At 64.5% G+C, this 17404-nt stretch carries 18 protein-coding genes; 8 read left to right on the top strand and 10 right to left on the bottom strand.

Annotation, left to right across the window (positions count from 1 at the left end; all coding sequences use genetic code 11):
• Positions 1–75 precede the first annotated feature (75 nt).
• The 3 genes from ACVMB0_RS21540 to ACVMB0_RS21530 all read right to left on the bottom strand — a co-directional run bounded on the left by ACVMB0_RS21540 (position 76) and on the right by ACVMB0_RS21530 (position 2020).
• Entirely contained in the window at positions 76–465 is a 390-nt protein-coding gene (locus ACVMB0_RS21540; protein WP_461347585.1) for a DUF1236 domain-containing protein, read from the bottom strand.
• A gap of 211 nt (positions 466–676) precedes the next feature.
• Positions 677–1456 carry an NYN domain-containing protein gene (locus ACVMB0_RS21535; protein WP_456755687.1) on the bottom strand — a complete coding sequence of 260 codons (780 nt, stop codon included), beginning with the start codon at positions 1454–1456 and terminating at the stop codon, positions 677–679.
• Between the two features lie 156 nt (positions 1457–1612).
• Complete coding sequence (locus ACVMB0_RS21530) at positions 1613–2020, bottom strand: hypothetical protein (protein WP_461347584.1); 408 nt, start codon at positions 2018–2020, stop codon at positions 1613–1615.
• 285 nt (positions 2021–2305) lie between these two features.
• Here ACVMB0_RS21530 and ACVMB0_RS21525 point away from each other — a divergent pair, with 285 nt between their 5' ends.
• Both ACVMB0_RS21525 and ACVMB0_RS21520 read left to right on the top strand, forming a co-directional pair.
• Positions 2306–3718, top strand: a complete 1413-nt coding sequence (locus tag ACVMB0_RS21525; protein WP_461347583.1) for an MFS transporter — start codon at positions 2306–2308, stop codon at positions 3716–3718.
• Between the two features lie 103 nt (positions 3719–3821).
• The gene (locus ACVMB0_RS21520) at positions 3822–4580 is read left to right on the top strand and encodes a GntR family transcriptional regulator (protein WP_461347582.1); all 759 of its coding nucleotides are present in this window, start codon (positions 3822–3824) and stop codon (positions 4578–4580) included.
• Between the two features lie 5 nt (positions 4581–4585).
• On the opposite strand, the gene ACVMB0_RS21515 is transcribed toward ACVMB0_RS21520, so the two are convergent.
• The 6 genes from ACVMB0_RS21515 to ACVMB0_RS21490 all read right to left on the bottom strand — a co-directional run bounded on the left by ACVMB0_RS21515 (position 4586) and on the right by ACVMB0_RS21490 (position 9737).
• On the bottom strand, positions 4586–5695 hold the full coding sequence (locus ACVMB0_RS21515; protein WP_461347581.1) for a Zn-dependent alcohol dehydrogenase: 1110 nt from the start codon (positions 5693–5695) through the stop codon (positions 4586–4588).
• Between the two features lie 31 nt (positions 5696–5726).
• The gene (locus tag ACVMB0_RS21510) at positions 5727–6035 is read right to left on the bottom strand and encodes a DUF6166 domain-containing protein (RefSeq protein WP_461347580.1); all 309 of its coding nucleotides are present in this window, start codon (positions 6033–6035) and stop codon (positions 5727–5729) included.
• A 28-nt stretch (positions 6036–6063) separates the two neighbouring features.
• Positions 6064–6261 carry a hypothetical protein gene (locus ACVMB0_RS21505; RefSeq protein ID WP_456731904.1) on the bottom strand — a complete coding sequence of 66 codons (198 nt, stop codon included), beginning with the start codon at positions 6259–6261 and terminating at the stop codon, positions 6064–6066.
• Between the two features lie 12 nt (positions 6262–6273).
• Positions 6274–6651 (bottom strand): hypothetical protein, encoded by a 378-nt coding sequence (locus tag ACVMB0_RS21500; protein ID WP_456798307.1) that lies wholly within the window; start codon positions 6649–6651, stop codon positions 6274–6276.
• Positions 6638–7435 (bottom strand): sterol desaturase family protein, encoded by a 798-nt coding sequence (locus ACVMB0_RS21495; RefSeq protein WP_456798308.1) that lies wholly within the window; start codon positions 7433–7435, stop codon positions 6638–6640. The genes ACVMB0_RS21500 and ACVMB0_RS21495 overlap by 14 nt, the downstream gene beginning before the upstream one ends.
• Positions 7436–7607: 172 nt before the next feature.
• Positions 7608–9737, bottom strand: coding sequence for an acetate--CoA ligase family protein (locus ACVMB0_RS21490; RefSeq protein ID WP_456798309.1), 2130 nt, complete (start codon positions 9735–9737; stop codon positions 7608–7610).
• Between the two features lie 216 nt (positions 9738–9953).
• Here ACVMB0_RS21490 and ACVMB0_RS21485 point away from each other — a divergent pair, with 216 nt between their 5' ends.
• The 3 genes from ACVMB0_RS21485 to frc all read left to right on the top strand — a co-directional run bounded on the left by ACVMB0_RS21485 (position 9954) and on the right by frc (position 13792).
• Positions 9954–10649: a GntR family transcriptional regulator gene (locus ACVMB0_RS21485; RefSeq protein ID WP_456756578.1), complete on the top strand. Its 696-nt coding sequence runs from the start codon at positions 9954–9956 to the stop codon at positions 10647–10649.
• Between the two features lie 71 nt (positions 10650–10720).
• Positions 10721–12454 (top strand): oxalyl-CoA decarboxylase, encoded by a 1734-nt coding sequence (oxc, locus tag ACVMB0_RS21480; protein ID WP_456755696.1) that lies wholly within the window; start codon positions 10721–10723, stop codon positions 12452–12454.
• A 60-nt stretch (positions 12455–12514) separates the two neighbouring features.
• On the top strand, positions 12515–13792 hold the full coding sequence (gene frc / locus ACVMB0_RS21475) for a formyl-CoA transferase (RefSeq protein ID WP_456755697.1): 1278 nt from the start codon (positions 12515–12517) through the stop codon (positions 13790–13792).
• A gap of 74 nt (positions 13793–13866) precedes the next feature.
• Here the strand turns inward: frc and ACVMB0_RS21470 are convergent, their stop codons facing one another.
• A complete protein-coding gene (locus ACVMB0_RS21470) occupies positions 13867–14196 on the bottom strand; it encodes a hypothetical protein (RefSeq protein WP_461347579.1) in 330 nt (109 codons plus the stop codon).
• Between the two features lie 142 nt (positions 14197–14338).
• Between ACVMB0_RS21470 and ACVMB0_RS21465 the strand changes: the two genes are divergently transcribed.
• The 3 genes from ACVMB0_RS21465 to oxlT all read left to right on the top strand — a co-directional run bounded on the left by ACVMB0_RS21465 (position 14339) and on the right by oxlT (position 17347).
• On the top strand, positions 14339–15322 hold the full coding sequence (locus tag ACVMB0_RS21465) for a cysteine synthase A (protein WP_461347578.1): 984 nt from the start codon (positions 14339–14341) through the stop codon (positions 15320–15322).
• Between the two features lie 306 nt (positions 15323–15628).
• The gene (locus ACVMB0_RS21460; RefSeq protein ID WP_456755700.1) at positions 15629–15781 is read left to right on the top strand and encodes a hypothetical protein; all 153 of its coding nucleotides are present in this window, start codon (positions 15629–15631) and stop codon (positions 15779–15781) included.
• A 273-nt stretch (positions 15782–16054) separates the two neighbouring features.
• The gene (gene oxlT / locus ACVMB0_RS21455) at positions 16055–17347 is read left to right on the top strand and encodes an oxalate/formate MFS antiporter (protein WP_456755701.1); all 1293 of its coding nucleotides are present in this window, start codon (positions 16055–16057) and stop codon (positions 17345–17347) included.
• Positions 17348–17404 lie beyond the last annotated feature (57 nt).

Raw genomic sequence — 17404 nt, 5'->3', positions numbered from 1 at the left:
AGCGGGCCTGTGCCATGCGAAAATCCTCGCGGGCGATCTGCCCGCGAGGATCTCGACAAGTGAGAACACGCGCGATCAGTCGATGATCTTCACGATCCGGCGGGTGCGGGGCTCCACGATCACGCGGCGATCATTGACCACGGCGTAACGATATTCGCTGTAGCGCGGCACCGGGCGCAGCACGACGGTGTCGGGCAACGGCTCGCCGACCACGACGCGCTCACGCACCACGACCGACGGTTCGTCGCGTGGGACCGCCGTGATCACCGCATTCGGAATCTCGAGACCGGCGCCGACTGCAGCACCAACCGTGCCGCCGACGATCTCGCCGACCGGGCCCGCGATCTCGCCACCGGCCCGCGCACCGTTGGCAGCGCCCGCTGCAGTCGTGGACTGCGCGAAGGCCGAGCCGGACGCGAGCAGCGAGGCGGCAGCGACAAGGGAAACGGCAAAACGCTTGTTCATGGTTGTCCTCCTCCGAGTTGCAAGACGCTCCTTCAACATCGCAGGGAACGAGACGTTCCAGTTCCAGCGCGCAACTTGAGCGCAATTTCCAGTTCCGCCGCAACTCGTTTCGGTTCCCACGCAAATGAAAGATGCCGCTCCGGATCTTGTCCGTAGCGGCATTCATCATTGGTTCAGATTCAAAGACCGGTTCAGTGCAGCCGCGCGTTTTTCATTGCGGCGGTTTCGGATCGGCTCGCCGTCGTGGCGCGCGCCGTCGTGGCGGCGGCGCAGCCGCCGGCTTGATGCGAATCCGCATCGTCCCGCCTTTCGACTCGATCTCGAACGCGTTGGTCCTGCGTACCAGCTCGCCGAGCGTGCGGAAGCCGTAGGTCCTTTGATCGAAATCCGATGCGAGATTGGCGAGCTGCCGGCCAACCTCGCCGAGCGTCACCCAGCCGTCTTCGCTGGCCATCTGGCTGATGACGTTCTTGAGGATCGGTGTGGCGGCGTCCGGCGGCTGCAGCGGCTGCGGACGCACGGCCGCATCCTTATGGCTCGTCGCGCCACCGCGCAGATTCTCGGTATAGACGAACCGGCGGCAGGCCTGCCGGAAACTCTCCGGCGTCTTCTGCTCGCCGAACCCGAACACGTCGATGCCGTGCTCGCGGATGCGGGCGGCAAGCCGAGTGAAATCGCTGTCCGACGACACCAGGCAGAAGCCGTCGAACCGGCCGCTGTGCAGCAGATCCATGGCGTCGATCACCAGGGTGATGTCGGATGCATTCTTGCCGGTGGTGTAGGCGAATTGCTGCTGCGGGATGATGGCGTGCTTCGACAGGATGTCGGCCCAGGCCCTGGACCGCGGATTGGAGAAGTCACCGTAGATGCGGCGCACGCTGGCTTCGCCGATCTTGGCGATCTCCTCGAACAGCCCGTCGGCGATCTTTGCGGATGCATTGTCGGCGTCGATCAGGACGGCGAGGCGGGGCGAGCGGAGTTCGGACGGCATGGCGTTTCTCGGCTGGGACACGATGGATCGAGATTCCGGTCGACGGCTCCGGAACCGGCGCAGCCGTCGTATCGGAGCACATCGCGCGTCCCAAGCATAGAGTCACCGGCTGTCAGACGGCGTTTCGCCGCCGCGGCAAGCTTGGTGCCGTACGGGTCAGAGCACTTCGCCCATGTCGATCGCCCGCCTGGCGAACTCGATAGCCTTCTCGGCGGTGATCGCATCCGCCGTCGTCGTTGCCTCGTCGCGCACCGAAGGCGGCGAGGCGATCCGGATCTTCTTGCCGTTCGAGCGGCGGATGGTCGCGCGCCAGCGATCGACATCGCGGCGGTAGGCATCGATGACGAAGTCGCGATAGGCGATGCCGCTCATCAATGGCTGAATCGATGGCGTGTCGAGCGTCGGCGGCAGGCTTGCAACCTGGCGCACCATCTCGACGATGGCCTCGACGGCATGCTCGCGTGCGACGCCGCTCGCGTCGCGGAGCAAAAAGCTCACCGCCGCACCGATCTGCGCACGCGCGCGATCCTCGCTCGCAAAATCCGAATCGACCTGACCTGACATGTGGGGAAAACGCCTCCGTGCAACCAAGCGACGTGTAATCGGCCCCCCGTTAAAGCCGGATTATCCGTTAGCCCCCGATTTCTCGGATGCCGTTAACCCGGTCTTGATGGCGGTTCGGAAACTGGCCGAAGCGGCATCCATGGCCGATCGGATCACAAGGGGCCCGTGCTGCCAATCTGCTCGTGATCAGCAATTGACATATTACTGCTATCCGTGTGACATTTTATTAAAGAGCCGCAAGAGCTCGTCCAACAGCCCGTCAATGTCCACCTGGGGAGGACAGCAATGACCATTTCCGACGTCACGGCATCGGCCGGAAGCCGGGCTCCAGCCGCCGTTGCGCGAACCGCGCAGGCGCAGCAGGTGGCCGATATCGCGGCACGGCTCGAACGCCTGCCGCTGACCTCCTATCAGCGCTGGATCTTCGGGATCATCGCGACCGCGTGGTTCTTCGACAGCATGGATCTCGCCGCGCTGACTTTCGTGCTCGGCTCGATCCGCCAGACCTTCGGCCTGTCGACGGCGGAGGCCGGCCTGCTGTCGAGCATGAGCTTCCTCGGCATGTTCATGGGCGCTGCGTCCGCCGGCCTGCTGGCCGACCGGTTCGGCCGCGCCCGCGTCTTCCAGGTCAGCATGATCTTCTGGGGCCTGGGCAGCCTGTTCTGCGGTCTCTCCACGACGGCGACCGCGCTCGGCGCATCCCGCCTGCTGCTCGGCTTCGGAATGGGCATGGAGTTTCCGGTCGCGCAGTCGATGGTCTCGGAAATCATGCCGGCCAGGAACCGCGGCCGCTACATCGCGTTGCTCGAAGGATTTTGGCCGCTCGGCTTCATCGCGTCGGGGCTGTTGACCTACTTCGTGCTGCGGGCCGCCGACTGGCGCTGGGTCTTCATCCTGCAGGCGATCCCGGCCGTCTTCGTGCTGGTGGTGCGACGCTATGTGCCGGAATCGCCGCGCTGGCTCGCGTCGCATGGCTATTCGGAGCGGGCCGAAGCGACCGTGCGCGACATCGAAACCAGGGTGCGCGATCGCCTCGGCAGTCACGACCTGCCGCCGGTGGTGCGGCAGCCCGCCGCTCCCGCCTCGGAAGTGACCGGCCTGAGGACGCTGTTTTCAGGCGTCTACGCCAAGCGGACCACGATGTTGTGGACGCTGTGGTTCTTCGCGCTGCTCGGCTTCTACGGCCTGACCACCTGGCTCGGCGCGCTGTTGCAGGCCAAGGGATTTCCGATCACCAAATCGGTATTCTACACCATCCTGATCTCGCTCGCGGGCATCCCGGGCTTCCTGATGTCGGCGTGGCTCGTCGAATCCTGGGGCCGAAAGGCGACGCTGGTGATGAACCTGCTCTGCGGCGCGATCGCCTGCCACTTCTACGGCTCGGCGGCGGACCAGACCCAGCTCATCATTGCCGGCCTCTGCATGCAGTTCTTCCTGTTCGGCATGTGGTCGGCGCTCTACGCCTACACGCCTGAACTGTACCCGACCCATGCCCGGGCGACCGGAACCGGCTTTGCCTCCGCGATCGGCCGAATCGGTTCGCTGATCGGCCCCTATGTGATCGGCGTGATCCTGCCGGCGGCCGGACAGGGCGGCGTGTTCGCGCTCGGCGCCGGCGCGTTCGTGGTGGCCGCGCTTGCGGTGCTGTTGCTCGGCGAGGAAACCCGCGGCCGGACGCTGGAGAGCATTTCGCACTGATCAATGCATGATCCTTCGCGGTCCCCGATTCGCTTAGACTGATAGGCCGGCCTTGTCAGTGCCCATCGGGCGTGTGAGATATCTGCTGTACAGCAGTGATCCGATGGCAGATTCGAACAAGCGATCCAGCACGGCGCGCGCGCGCGCAACAGGGAGCCGCCGGCCGGCGCGGCAGTCATCCGCCGCCGGCGACAAGCCGCGCGCGTCCGCGCAGATAGCTCTCCCGCAGAGCGACGTCACCCTCACCGATCGCGCCTATGCCGAGCTGGAAGAGCTGATCGTGACGCTGCAATTGCCGCCCGGCACCGCGCTCTCGGAGCTCGTGCTCGCCAAGCGGCTCGACATCGGCCGCACCCCGATCCGCGAGGCATTGCAGCGGCTGTCGCGCGACGGCCTCGTCAACATCCTGGCCCGTCGCGGCGTGCTGGTGTCCGAGATCGACCTGCGGGCCCAGCTCCGCCTGCTCGAGGTGCGGCGCGAGCTGGAACGGCTGATGGCGCGCGGCGCCGCCGAGCGCGCCACTAGCGAGCAGCGCGCGCAGTTCTCCGAGATCGCCGCCGGCATGCGGCGCGCGGCGGAGAAATCCGACGATTTGCTGTTCATGCGGCTCGACCACCAGTTCAACACGCTGGTCTCCGCGGCCTCGCGCAACGAGTTCGCCGCCCGCGCCATGGGCCTGATGCATGGCCTGTCGCGCCGGTTCTGGTATCAGCACTACAAGGAAGCGGCCGATCTGCCGCTCGCGGCGCGCCTGCACGCCGACGTCGCCGAGGCCATCGCCGACCGCCGCGTCGACGCCGCCGGCGCGGCCTCCGACAGCCTGATCAACTATATCGAAAGCTTTGCGCGTTCGACGCTCTGAGAGCGTCAGAACTCGACGACCGTACGAACCGATCGCCCGCGCCGCAACGCCTCGAAACCATCGTTGATGCCGTCGAGGGTGCAACGGCCGGTGATCAGCTCGTCGAGCTTGAGCCGGCCATCGAGATAGGCCTGCGCCAGCCAGGGAAAGTCGCGGCGCGGCCGCGCGCCGCCATAGCTCGAGCGGCGAAATCGCTTCTCGCCCATCAACGCGCCCCACCGGAAATTCACGTCGTGCGAGACGTCGATCTTGCCGAGCCAGATCACCTCGCCGCCGGGCCGCACCGCCTCCGCGGTCTGCCGGAACGCCAGCGGGTGGCCCGCCGCCTCGAGGATGACGTCGGCGCCCCGCCCGCCCGTCGCCTCTCTTGCGAGCCGGACCGGGTCCTCGCGCGCCGCGTTGACGATTTGCGTTGCGCCGAGCTGTCGCGCCAGTGCAAGTTTTGCATCGTCGAGGTCGACCGCGATGATCGCACCGGCGCCCGCAAGCCGTGCGCCCTGCACCGCTGCGAGCCCGACCGCGCCGCAGCCGGTGACCATCACGGTATCGCCGTGGCCGATGTCGGCGACGTTCAGCGCGGCGCCGATGCCGGTCATGACGCCGCAGCCGATCAGGCAGGCGCGGTCGAACGAGATGGCCTTGGGCACCACGATCGCCTGCTGCGCCGGCAGCACGACATATTCCGAGAACGCGCCGAGGAACATCAAATGCGCCAGGCTGCTGCCGCCCGCAAGCTGCGCCTTCGACGCGCCGTCGAAATGCACGCCTTCCGCGCCCCTGGCCAGATAGGTCTCGCACAGGATCGGCTGCGCGCGATCGCACTGAAAACAGTGCCCGCAATGCGGATTCCAGGACAGGATGACGTGATCGCCGACGCTGATGTCGCGCACCGCACTGCCGACCTCCTCGACCACGCCGGCCGCCTCATGCCCAAGAATCATCGGCAAGGAATAGCGCAGCGATCCGTCGATCACCTCCAGATCGGTGTGGCAGAGCCCTGCGGCCCGCACCTGCACCACGACGTCGGTCGACGCGGGCGGTGCCAGCGAAACGCGCTCGATCGAGAGCGGCGTTCCGCTTTGATGCAGCACCGCCGCGCGACAGCTCAGGGTCATCTCGAGGGGGCCCTCTGTCGGAGAAACGAGATCAGGCCGGCTGTCCGGACCGCAGCGCGGCGACTGCCTCGTCGAGATCGGCCGAGGACAGCTCCCATTCATTGCCGAAATTGGCGACCACGCGCCGCATGAAACTCTGGTGCAGCGCCTTCGCGGCAGCGGCGTCGCGCAGATGCTCATAGAGCAGCGCAAACGCCAGCTGTGCCGGCTCGGGCCCCTCATAGCTCCATTCAAAGCCGTGCTCGGTGAGCCGGAGTTGGTCGTAATGCGGTGACAGCGGCTCGCCGTCGACCAGGACGGAGATGCCGTCGATGGTGCGGTCCCCGGTGTAGCTCGCCATTGCATCCTCCCCGTGCCGCAACATCACATCAAGATCCTGGCGAACGGACCTTGAGGTCCTTCTTCACGACCTCGGGGAAGATCCACATCGCGACCGTGGCGAACACGCCGAGGAAAGCGACCGCGTAGCTCGGTCCCTGCTGTCCAAGATAGACCATGAAGACATACCCGCAGGCCGCCGTGGCGAGGCACGCCAGCGACAGCATGAGCTTGATGTGGCTGGGCATCGCGATCTCCCTTCAGGCCATCCAGATGTGAAAAGACGTCGCCGCCACGCCGACCAGCAGCACGAGTGCTGCAAACATGGCGCAACAGGACAGCCGCAATCCCGCGCGCCCGTCGCGCCACCAGTCCGGCAGCGCCTGAAACAGTCCGGGCACGAACAGCAGCAGCAGACCGCCCACGACAACGACGGTGGTCCAGCGCAATTCGGCCAATGCGAATGCCAGCGTGCCCGCGAGCAACAGCACCCACAACACGGCGGTCATCGTCACCGGCAGAACGGCGCGGCCGCGCAGCGGATACATCCCGGCCAGTTGCAGGAAGCCGATGCAGCACACGCTCCACAGCACGCCGAACCAGGCAAGCCCTGTGAGATTGGGTTCAAGCTGCGGCATGCGGCACCGATTGCTCCTTCACCACGACCCGCGGGGTCCGCGCCGTTCGCCGCATGTCGGTCTTCACATAGCGTGTGCTGTAGCCGTTGAAGATGTGGCCGAGCAGGCCGCGATTGAGATCGGAGGTACCGAACACATAGTCCATCACCGGGAAGGTCAGGTTCATGTTCCGCTCCATCATGATCGATTGGTTGTGATGGGCGGTATGGTGCCGGCGGATGGTGTTGACGAACGGCATGTTGCGCACGAAGGCGTTTTCCTCGACGTGGCAGCAGAAATGCATGAATTCGTAGATCAGGTACATCGTCGTGGTCGTGGTGATCAGCAGCCAGCCGACATTCGCCGAGATCACCAGACCCGCGACGATCGCCGGCGGGATCGACATCAGGGTGAACACGACCAGCGCATAGGGCGGAAAGAAGGTGACGCGCCAGTCGTGATGATCGGCGAAGCGCATCTCCTCCTCGGTGAAGAATTGATGGTGCATCAGCGTGTGGCGGCTGTAGATCGCGCGCAGGAGCGGCACGTTCGAGGGCCGGTGCATGACGAAGCGATGCACCGCCCATTCGAAGAAGTTGGCGATCAGGAAGACCACGGGAATGGTGAGGTATTCCCACCATTTCACGGCGTGCACATTGGCCAGATAGACGTACAGCGCCGTGAATCCGATCGTGTAGATCAGCACGACATGCAGCCAGCCATTGTACCAGCCCACCACGCGCTCGCGGTAGGTCGCGCGATATTTGCGCTGGCGGTCGGTCATCCCTGTTGCAGCCAACTCCATCGCCGGTCCTCCATGCGCCTCATCTGACATATCAGTAGCACATCAGATGCGAAAGGCAAGCTTCGTCGGTGGTCCGGATGCGATCGGGAACAAGCGCCTGGCGCGCGGAACCAATGAAAAGGCCGCCCCGGACGATGTCCGGGGCGGCCTTTGGTCTCGACAGATCAGACGATCAGAGCAGGCCGGCGCCGCGGGCCCATTTGTACTTGGCGCCGAGCACCTCGACCGGCAGTTCGGTCGAATAGGCGTAGGCCGGGATGCCGTTCTGGTAGAGATATTCGGCGGCCTCCTCGACCTCGACGTCGCCGGCGAGCGAGGCGACGATCGGCTTGACGAAGCCCTTGGCCTCCATCTCCTTCTTCACCTCGACCATGTTGCGCGCGAACACCATCGGCGGCGTCACGATGGTGTGCCAGTAACCGAGGATCAGCGCGTGGATGCGCTCATCCGACAGGCCGAGCTTCACGGTGTTGACATAGGTGATCGGCGGCTCGCCGCCGGTGATATCCACAGGATTTCCGGCCGCGCCGAACGGCGGGATGAATTTTCTGAACGCCGCATCGAGGTCCGGCGGCATCGACATCAGCGACAGGCCGTTGTCGACCACGGAGTCCGACAGCAGCACGCCGGAGCCGCCGGCGCCGGTGATGATCAGCACGTTCTCGCCCTTCGGCGTCGGCAGCACCGGCACGCCGCGGGCGAATTCCAAGAGCTGCCGGAGCGAGCGGGCGCGGATCACGCCGGACTGCTTGAACACGTCCTCGTAGATCTTGTCGTTGCCGGCCAGCGCGCCGGTGTGCGACGACGCCGCCTTCGCACCCGCAGAGGTGCGGCCCGCCTTGAGCACGACCACCGGCTTCTTCCTGGAGACGCGCTTGGCGGCTTCGGCGAAGGCGCGGCCGTCCTTCAGGTCCTCGCAGTGCTGCGCGATCAGATTGGTGTTGGGATCCTGCTCGAAGAAGGCGAGCAGATCGTCCTCGTCGATATCGGACTTGTTGCCGAGGCCCACGATCGCCGACACGCCCATCTTGGCCGAGCGCGAGAAGCCGATGATCGCCATGCCGATGCCGCCCGACTGCGACGACAGCGCGGCGTGGCCCTTGACGTCATAGGCGGTGCAGAACGTGGCGCAGAGATTGGCCGGCGTGTAGTAGAAGCCGTAGATGTTCGGCCCCATCAGGCGGATATTGTACTTCTTGCCGACCTCGACGATCTCGGCCTGCAATTCCGGCGCGCCGGCCTCGGCGAAGCCCGAGGGAATCAGCACGGCGCCGGGGATTTTCTTCTCGCCGCATTCGGCCAACGCGCCCGCGACGAATTTCGCCGGGATCGCGAACACCGCGGTGTCGATCACGCCGGGCACGTCCTTGACGCTCTTGTAGGCCTTATAACCGAGGATCTCTTCGGCCTTGGGGTGGATCGGGTAGATCTCGCCCTTATAGCCGCCGTTGATGAGGTTCTTCATCACGGAGTTGCCGATCTTGCCGTCCTCGGCGGAGGCGCCGATCACGGCCACGCCCTTCGGCTGCATGATGCGGTTCATCGCGGCGACGATTTCTTCGGTCGGACGCGGCGCCGGGCGTGGCTTGTAGTCGAAGTCGACGACGATGCGGACGTCGGCGGCGATCGCGTTCTTGCTGGTGGCGAACACCGGATTGAGGTCGAGCTCGACGATCTCGGGGAAATCGCTGACCAGCTGCGACACCTTGACGATGACGTCGGCGAGCGCCTCGCGGTTGACCGGCTCGCCGCCGCGCACACCCTTCAGCATCTCATGGGCCTGGATGCCGTCGAGCATCGACAGCGCGTCGTCCTTGGTCGCGGGCGCGAGGCGGAAGGTGATGTCCTTGAGGATTTCGACCAGCACGCCGCCGAGGCCGAAGGCTACCAGCTTGCCGAACGAGCCATCGGTGATCGAGCCGACGATCACCTCGGTGCCGCCCCCCAGCATCTGCTGGACCTGGATGCCCTCGATCTTGGCATCGGCCTTATATGTCTTGGCGTTGGCCAGGATGGTCTCGTAGCTCTTCTCGGCGTCAACGGCGCTCTTGACGCCGACAATCACGCCGCCGGCCTCGGTCTTGTGGAGGATGTCCGGCGAGACGATCTTCATCACGACCGGGAAGCCCATGTCGGAGGCGATCCGCGCGGCCTCGGAGGCCGACTTGGCGACGCCCTCCTTCGGCACCGGAATGCCGTAGGCGTCACAGACCACCTTGCCTTCGGGCGCGGTGAGGCTCGTGCGCTTGTCGGCCTTGACCGCATCGAGAATTTTGCGGACCGCATCCTTCGAATTTGACATCGGCTTCCTCCTGGGACAATTTCCTGGCATTTGGTATGCCAAAAACGCAATTGTCAAGGTCGGTCGCCCCCCAAAAATGCCGAAAAATATGCACGTCTTGACATTCTGGTATTTGGCATGCCAAAAATCTAAGGTAATTTCTTCTGCTAAGAAGACGTCTCCAAGAGGAGGAGACGAGTCGTGCCTGACCCGAAACAGACCAAGGCGTCGCCCAACATGGCTGACACAGATATCGCCATCGTCCGCATCGCGCCGGAGACAAGCTTCAAGAACAAGGCCTATGAAGCCTTGAAGGAAGCGATCCTGAAGATGGACATCTACGCGACGCCCGAGCCGGTGATGCTCGACGAGCGCGCATTGTCCGAACGCCTCGGCGTCAGCCGCACGCCGATCCGCGAAGCGATCGCGATGCTCGAGCAGGACGGCTTCGTGAAGACCGTGCCGCGGCGCGGCATCATCGTGGTCCGTCGCACCAAGTCGGAGATCGTCGACATGATCCGCGCCTGGGCGGCGCTGGAGAGCATGGCGGCGCGCCTGATCACCACCACCGCGCGCAAGAAGGACATCTCGGCGCTGCGCGACTTCTTCAAGGACTTCAGCGACGACCGCCTGCCGCAGGATCACGTCGAGGAATATTCCAGGGCCAACATCGCCTTCCACCAGGCGCTGATCGCGCTGTCGGAATCACCCGTATTGGTCGACCTCACCAACGACCTCCTGCTGCATGTGCGCGGCTATCGCCAGCTCACGATCGGCCGCAAGGACCGCACCGCGACCTCGCTGCCCGAGCATCTCGGGATCATTGAGGCGCTGGAGGCGCGCGACACCGAACTCGCCGAGAAGCGGTCGCGCGATCACACGCTCGGCCTTGCCGCCTATGTCGAGGCGCACGGTCAGGAACTGTTCACTTAGATACTTCGAGTCCACACGCTTCTGACGACAAACAGATCGTCCGAACAAGAACGATCAGGGAGACGATGCCGATGCTGAATACCGCTACGAAATCCGAGGCACCGGGCACCGAGCAAGAGCTGACGGATGGTTTCCACCTCGTCATCGATGCGCTCAAGCTCAACGGCATCGACACCATCTATGGTGTGCCGGGTATCCCGATCACGGACCTGGGCCGCATGGCCCAGGCGGCGGGCATTCGCGTGCTCTCGTTCCGCCACGAGCAGAACGCCGGCTATGCGGCCTCGATCGCCGGCTTCCTCACCAAGAAGCCCGGCGTCTGCCTCACGGTGTCCGCGCCCGGCTTCCTCAACGGCCTCACGGCGCTGGCGCATGCCACCACCAACTGCTTCCCGATGATCCTGGTCTCGGGCTCCTCCGAGCGCGAGATCGTCGATTTGCAACAGGGCGACTATGAGGAGATGGACCAGCTCGCGATCGCCAAGCCGCTGTGCAAGGCGGCGTTCCGCGTGCTGCACGCCCAGGACATCGGCATCGGGCTTGCGCGCGCCATTCGCGCCGCGGTATCGGGCCGTCCGGGCGGCGTCTATCTCGACCTGCCGGCAAAGCTGTTCTCGCAGGTGATGAATGCCGACGCCGGGAAGAAGTCGCTGGTCAAGGTGATCGACGCGGCGCCCGAGCAGATCCCCTCCCCGTCGTCGGTCAAGCGCGCGCTCGACGTGCTGAAGAGCGCCAAGCGCCCGCTCATCATCCTCGGCAAGGGCGCGGCCTATGCCCAGGCCGACGAGGCGATCAAGAGTTTCGTCGAGAAGAGCGGCGTACCGTTCCTGCCGATGAGCATGGCCAAGGGCCTGCTGCCCGACCTGCATCCGCAATGCGCCGGTGCGGCGCGCTCGACCGTACTGAAGGAAGCCGACGTCGTGATGCTGATCGGCGCCCGGCTCAACTGGCTGCTCTCGCATGGCAAGGGCAAGACCTGGGGTGAGGCCCCGAAGAAGTTCATCCAGGTCGACATCGAGCCGAAGGAAATGGATTCCAACGTCGAGATCGTGGCGCCCGTGGTCGGCGATATCGGCTCCTGCGTCTCCGCGTTCCTCGATGCGATGGGCGCGAACTGGGCTGCCGCGCCGAGCGATTGGCTCGCGACCATCGCCAAGAAGCGCGACGACAACGTCGCCAAGATGGCGCCGAAGCTGATGAGCAACGCCTCGCCGATGGATTATCACGGAGCGCTCGGCGCGCTGCGCGCCATCATCGCGGAGCGTCCGGACACCATCTTCGTCAACGAAGGCGCCAACACGCTCGACCTCGCCCGCGGCGTCGTCGACATGCACAAGCCGCGCAAGCGGCTCGATGTCGGCACCTGGGGCGTGATGGGCATCGGCATGGGCTATTCGATCGCGGCCGCGGTCGAGACCGGCCTGCCGGTGCTGGCGGTCGAAGGCGACAGCGCGTTTGGCTTCTCGGGTATGGAGGTCGAGACCATCTGCCGCTACAAGCTGCCGATCTGCGTCGTGATCTTCAACAATGACGGCATCTATCGCGGCACCGACGTCAACGGCACAAGCGACGATCCGGCGACCACCGTGTTCGTCAAGGGCTCGCGCTACGACAAGATGATGGAAGCCTTCGGCGGCGTCGGCGTCAACGCCACCTCGCCGGACGAATTGAAACGCGCGGTCAATGCGGCGCTGGATTCCGGCAAGCCGACGCTGATCAACGCGGTGATCGATCCGGCGGCGGGCTCGGAGAGCGGCCGCATTGGCAACCTCAATCCGCAGAGCGTCCTGAGCAAGAAGAAGTAAACCCCTCAACCCATCACTCCCTGCGGGTGCAGGGGCAGACCAGAGTACGGAGCAATAGATATGACCAAGGCGCTGAAGGGCGTTCGCATTCTCGATTTCACCCACGTCCAGTCGGGTCCGACCTGCACGCAATTGCTGGCCTGGTTCGGCGCCGACGTGATCAAGGTCGAGCGTCCCGGCGTCGGCGACATCACGCGCGGCCAGCTGCAGGACATCCCGAACGTGGACAGCCTGTACTTCACCATGCTGAACCACAACAAGCGCTCGATCACGCTCGACACCAAGAACCCGAAGGGCAAGGAAGTGCTGACCGCGCTGATCAAGCAGTGCGACGTGCTCGTCGAGAATTTCGGTCCCGGCGTGCTCGATCGCATGGGCTTCCCCTGGGAGAAGATCCAGGCGATCAACCCGAAGATGATCGTCGCCTCGATCAAAGGCTTCGGCCCCGGCCCGTATGAGGACTGCAAGGTCTACGAGAACGTCGCGCAGTGCACCGGCGGCGCCGCCTCGACCACCGGCTTCCGCGACGGCCTGCCGCTGGTCACCGGCGCGCAGATCGGCGACAGCGGCACCGGCTTGCATCTCGCGCTCGGCATCGTCACCGCGCTCTATCACCGCACCCATTCCGGCAAGGGCCAGCGCGTCACCGCGGCGATGCAGGACGGCGTGCTCAACCTCGCCCGCGTCAAGCTGCGCGACCAGCAGCGCCTCGCCCACGGCCCGCTCAAGGAATACAGCCAGTTCGGCGAAGGCATTCCGTTCGGCGATGCCGTGCCGCGCGCCGGCAACGATTCCGGCGGCGGCCAGCCCGGCCGCATCCTGAAGTGCAAGGGCTGGGAGACCGACCCGAACGCCTACATCTACTTCATCACCCAGGCCCCGGTCTGGGAGAAGATCTGCGACGTGATCGGCGAGCCCTCCTGGAAGACCGACCCGAACTACGCCAAGCCGCCGGCCCGCCTGCCGCGCCTCAACGAGATTTTTGCCCGCATCGAACAGTGGACGATGACGAAGACAAAATTCGAGGCGATGGAAATCCTCAACAAGGACGACATCCCCTGCGGTCCGATCCTCTCGATGAAGGAGATCGCGGAAGACCAGTCGCTGCGCGCCACCGGAACCGTGGTCGAGGTCGATCACCCGACCCGCGGCAAGTACATCTCGGTCGGCAACCCGATCAAGCTGTCGGATTCGCCGAGCGACGTTCAGCGCTCGCCGCTGCTCGGCGAGCATACCGACGAGATCCTGCGCGAGGTGCTCGGCTTCAGCGATCACCAGGTCGCCGAGATCCATGACTCCGGCGCGCTCGACCCGCCGCGCAAGCAGGCTGCCGAGTAAGGCCTGCGTTCAATCAACACCATAAATGGCCGCGGGCAACTGCGGCCATTTTTCATTGGTAGCGTCCTGTTCGATTATCTCTTCGGCGCGAGCGGCGGCGGCCGGATCGGATCGTAAACGAACGAGCACTCCGTTTGCTTTCGGCGCTCAGCGTCCTTCAGATAGCAATTCTGAATGTCGATGCCGTCGCTCTCACAGAAGGCACTTCGCCTTCCGCATGTGTTTCCGGCCATGTCCTTGTCCTCGGGGCAGGCGCAGGGGCCTTTCTCTTTGCGATACTGCTGCGCAGTCATGGGTTGCGCCGCGACCAATGTCGGAACGGCGACAAAGGCTGCAAAGGCGAGAACGATCAGCGTTCGCATGACGGGCACCTCCTCATTGAACGTTGAAGTGAAAGCCCGCATGACGCCGCCTCCTTCAAAAGAACGAAATCGTCGGCATCGCCGCGCGGACGATAGAGATACTTCCCAAATCAAGCCGAGAACAGCACCAACGCGCTGACCAACCCGGCGTAAGATACCGCAACAAAACAAAGGGTGCGGCAGCATGAATGTTCGCTCGGGTGTCCTGGAGGCGATCGGCAATACGCCCCTGATCAGGCTGCGCGGGCCATCGCAAGCCACCGGCTGCGACATCTACGGCAAGGCCGAATTCCTCAATCCGGGCGGCTCGATCAAGGATCGTGCGGCGCTGGCGATCATCGACGACGCCGAGCGGCGCGGCGAGCTGAAGCCGGGCGGCGTCATTGTCGAAGGCACCGCCGGCAATGTCGGCATCGGCATCGCGCTCGTCGCCAATGCGCGCGGCTATCGTTCGGTGATCGTGATGCCCGACACGCAGAGCCAGGAGAAGCAGGACCTGCTGCGGCTCTACGGCGCCGATCTGCGCCTGATCCCCGCGGTGCCCTATTCCGATCCTCGTCACTACGCACGCTATTCCGGCCGTCTCGCCGCGGAGCTCGGCGCCTTCTGGGCCAACCAGTTCGACAATGTCGCCAACAGCGACGGCCATTATCGCACCACCGGTCTCGAGATCTGGCGGCAGACCGACGGCAAGATCGACGGCTTCACCTGTGCGGTCGGCAGCGGCGGCACCTTGGGCGGCGTGGCGCGCGCGCTCAAGGAGCGTAACCCCGACGTGAAGATCGCGCTCAGCGATCCCATGGGCGCCGCCCTCTACAACTGGTTCACCAGGGGCGAACTGACGACCGAGGGCGACTCGATCACCGAGGGCATCGGTCAGGTCCGCATCACCAGGAATATCGAAGGCACGCCGATCGACATGGCCTACCGCATCACGGACCAGGAAGCGCTGCCCATCCTGTTCGACCTGATCGAGCACGAGGGATTGGTGCTGGGCGGCTCCAGCGCGATCAACATCACAGGTGCCATGCGGCTCGCGCACGAGCTCGGCCCCGGCAAGACCATCGTCACCATCCTCGCCGACGGCGGCCAACGCTACCAATCCAAGCTCTTCAATGCGGATTTCCTGCGCAAGAAAAATCTGCCGCTGCCGCGCTGGATGAGTTGAGGCGGCCGGCCGGCGTACGGGATCGCGCTTCCGATCAACCGCCCTCGCCGCTGGTCTCGCCATCTTCCCCCCCTCCGGCAAGTCCTCAGCGTCACCGAGCTCTCATAGGTCGGCACTTTTTATGATGGCCGGCCGAATGGCGGCCAGAAGGGCCGATTTGGGATACCAATCAGCCCATTTTGCTGCATTGCACAGCCGCGCATGCTGCTATGCAAACAAGTTCGTTGTATCTGGCATCTGGTATACATAGTTTGGCGGCAGATGATGAGCCGGCCCGTTGCTGGCCTCCAGCCAAAGGGGACGACAATGTCCAAGACCACTGCCATCAAGACCACCGCCATCGCGCTCGCGCCCGCCGACACCCTGCTCGGCCGCCTGCTGGCCTCGATCGACCGCCTTCTGATGAAGAGCGCGGAGATCTCCAACCGCAACGGCGACCTGCCGCGCTTCGGTCTCTAAGGCACCGGGATTCCACGCGCGCTTCGCCGGCTGGTGTTTCGGCGCAAGATGCGACCTGACATTGAACCTTCGACCAATGGCCCCGATTTTCGGGGCCATTTTTTTGCGCGCTGAACTAGTGTTCGCGCGGCCCCGAATCTTCCGTGGCATGCGGTCTTCTGCGGCATATGCGCACGCCGCACCTGCGACAGCTTGAACCTTGGCATATCGAATACCAAGATGGCCACGCCGCGCCAAAAGCAGAATGACGATAAGCGCGCACTGGGAGGATCAATGTCGGACATGGTTCAGGCAACTGCGGCCCCCGCGGCCGCGCGTGTCAGCGACACCTATCGCTGGACGCAACTCGCCATCGGCGTCGCTGCGATGGTGATGATCGCAAACTACCAATACGGGTGGACGTTCTTCGTCCCCGACATCCAGAAGAAGTTTGGATGGGATCGCGCCTCGATCCAGTGGGCCTTTACCCTCTTCGTGCTGTTCGAGACCTGGCTGGTGCCGGTCGAGGGCTGGTTCGTCGACAAATACGGTCCGCGCCTCGTCGTGCTGATCGGCGGCATCCTGTGCGCGATCGGGTGGGCGATCAACGCGCAGGCGACCTCGCTGAACGGCTACTATCTCGGCATGATCATCGCCGGCATCGGCGCCGGCGGCGTCTACGGCACCTGCGTCGGCAACGCGCTGAAATGGTTTCCCGACAAGCGCGGCCTCGCCGCAGGCATCACCGCAGCCGGTTTCGGCGCCGGCTCCGCGCTCACGGTGGCGCCGATCCAGGCGATGATCAAGGACTCCGGCTTCCAGACCACCTTCCTGTATTTCGGTCTCGGCCAGGGCATCATCATCGTGCTGCTCGCCTTCTTCCTGCTTGCGCCGAAGGCGGGCCAGGTGCCGCAGGTGGTGCAGAACGCCAATCTGATCCAGACCCGGCGCAACTATCAGCCGACCGAAGTGCTGCGCCAGCCGATCTTCTGGCTGATGTACTTCATGTTCGTGATCGTCGGCGCCGGCGGCTTGATGGTGACGGCGAATCTGAAGCCGATCGCGGTCGACTGGAAGGTCGACAGCATCCCGGTGACGCTGATCGGCGTGACCATGACGGCGGTGACCTTCGCCGCGACGATCGACCGCGTGCTCAACGGCCTGACGCGTCCGTTCTTCGGCTGGATCTCCGACATGATCGGCCGCGAGAACACGATGTTCATCGCCTTCGGCATGGAAGGTTTCGGCATCTGGATGCTCTATCTCTGGGGTCACGATCCGATCTGGTTCGTGCTGCTCTCGGGCTTCGTGTTCTTTGCCTGGGGCGAGATCTACTCGCTGTTCCCCTCGACCTGCACCGACACGTTCGGCGCCAAATTCGCCACCACCAATGCCGGCCTGCTCTACACCGCGAAAGGCACCGCCGCGCTGCTGGTGCCGATCGCCAACTACATGCAGCAGTCGTCGGGCCATTGGGACAGCGTGTTCATCGTTGCGGCCGGCGCCAACATCCTGGCTTCGCTGCTCGCGATCGCGGTGCTCAAGCCATGGCGGAAAATCGTGGTCGCGAAATCGGCAACGGCGTAAGCAACGTACCCGCTCTTCCGCTCACGAAATGCCCGGCGGATCGCCGGGCGTTTTTCA

This window comes from Bradyrhizobium sp. USDA 4451, assembly GCF_054822585.1.
The sequence above is the reverse complement of the archived record's forward strand: the minus strand, read 5'-3'. Positions and strand labels throughout refer to the sequence as shown.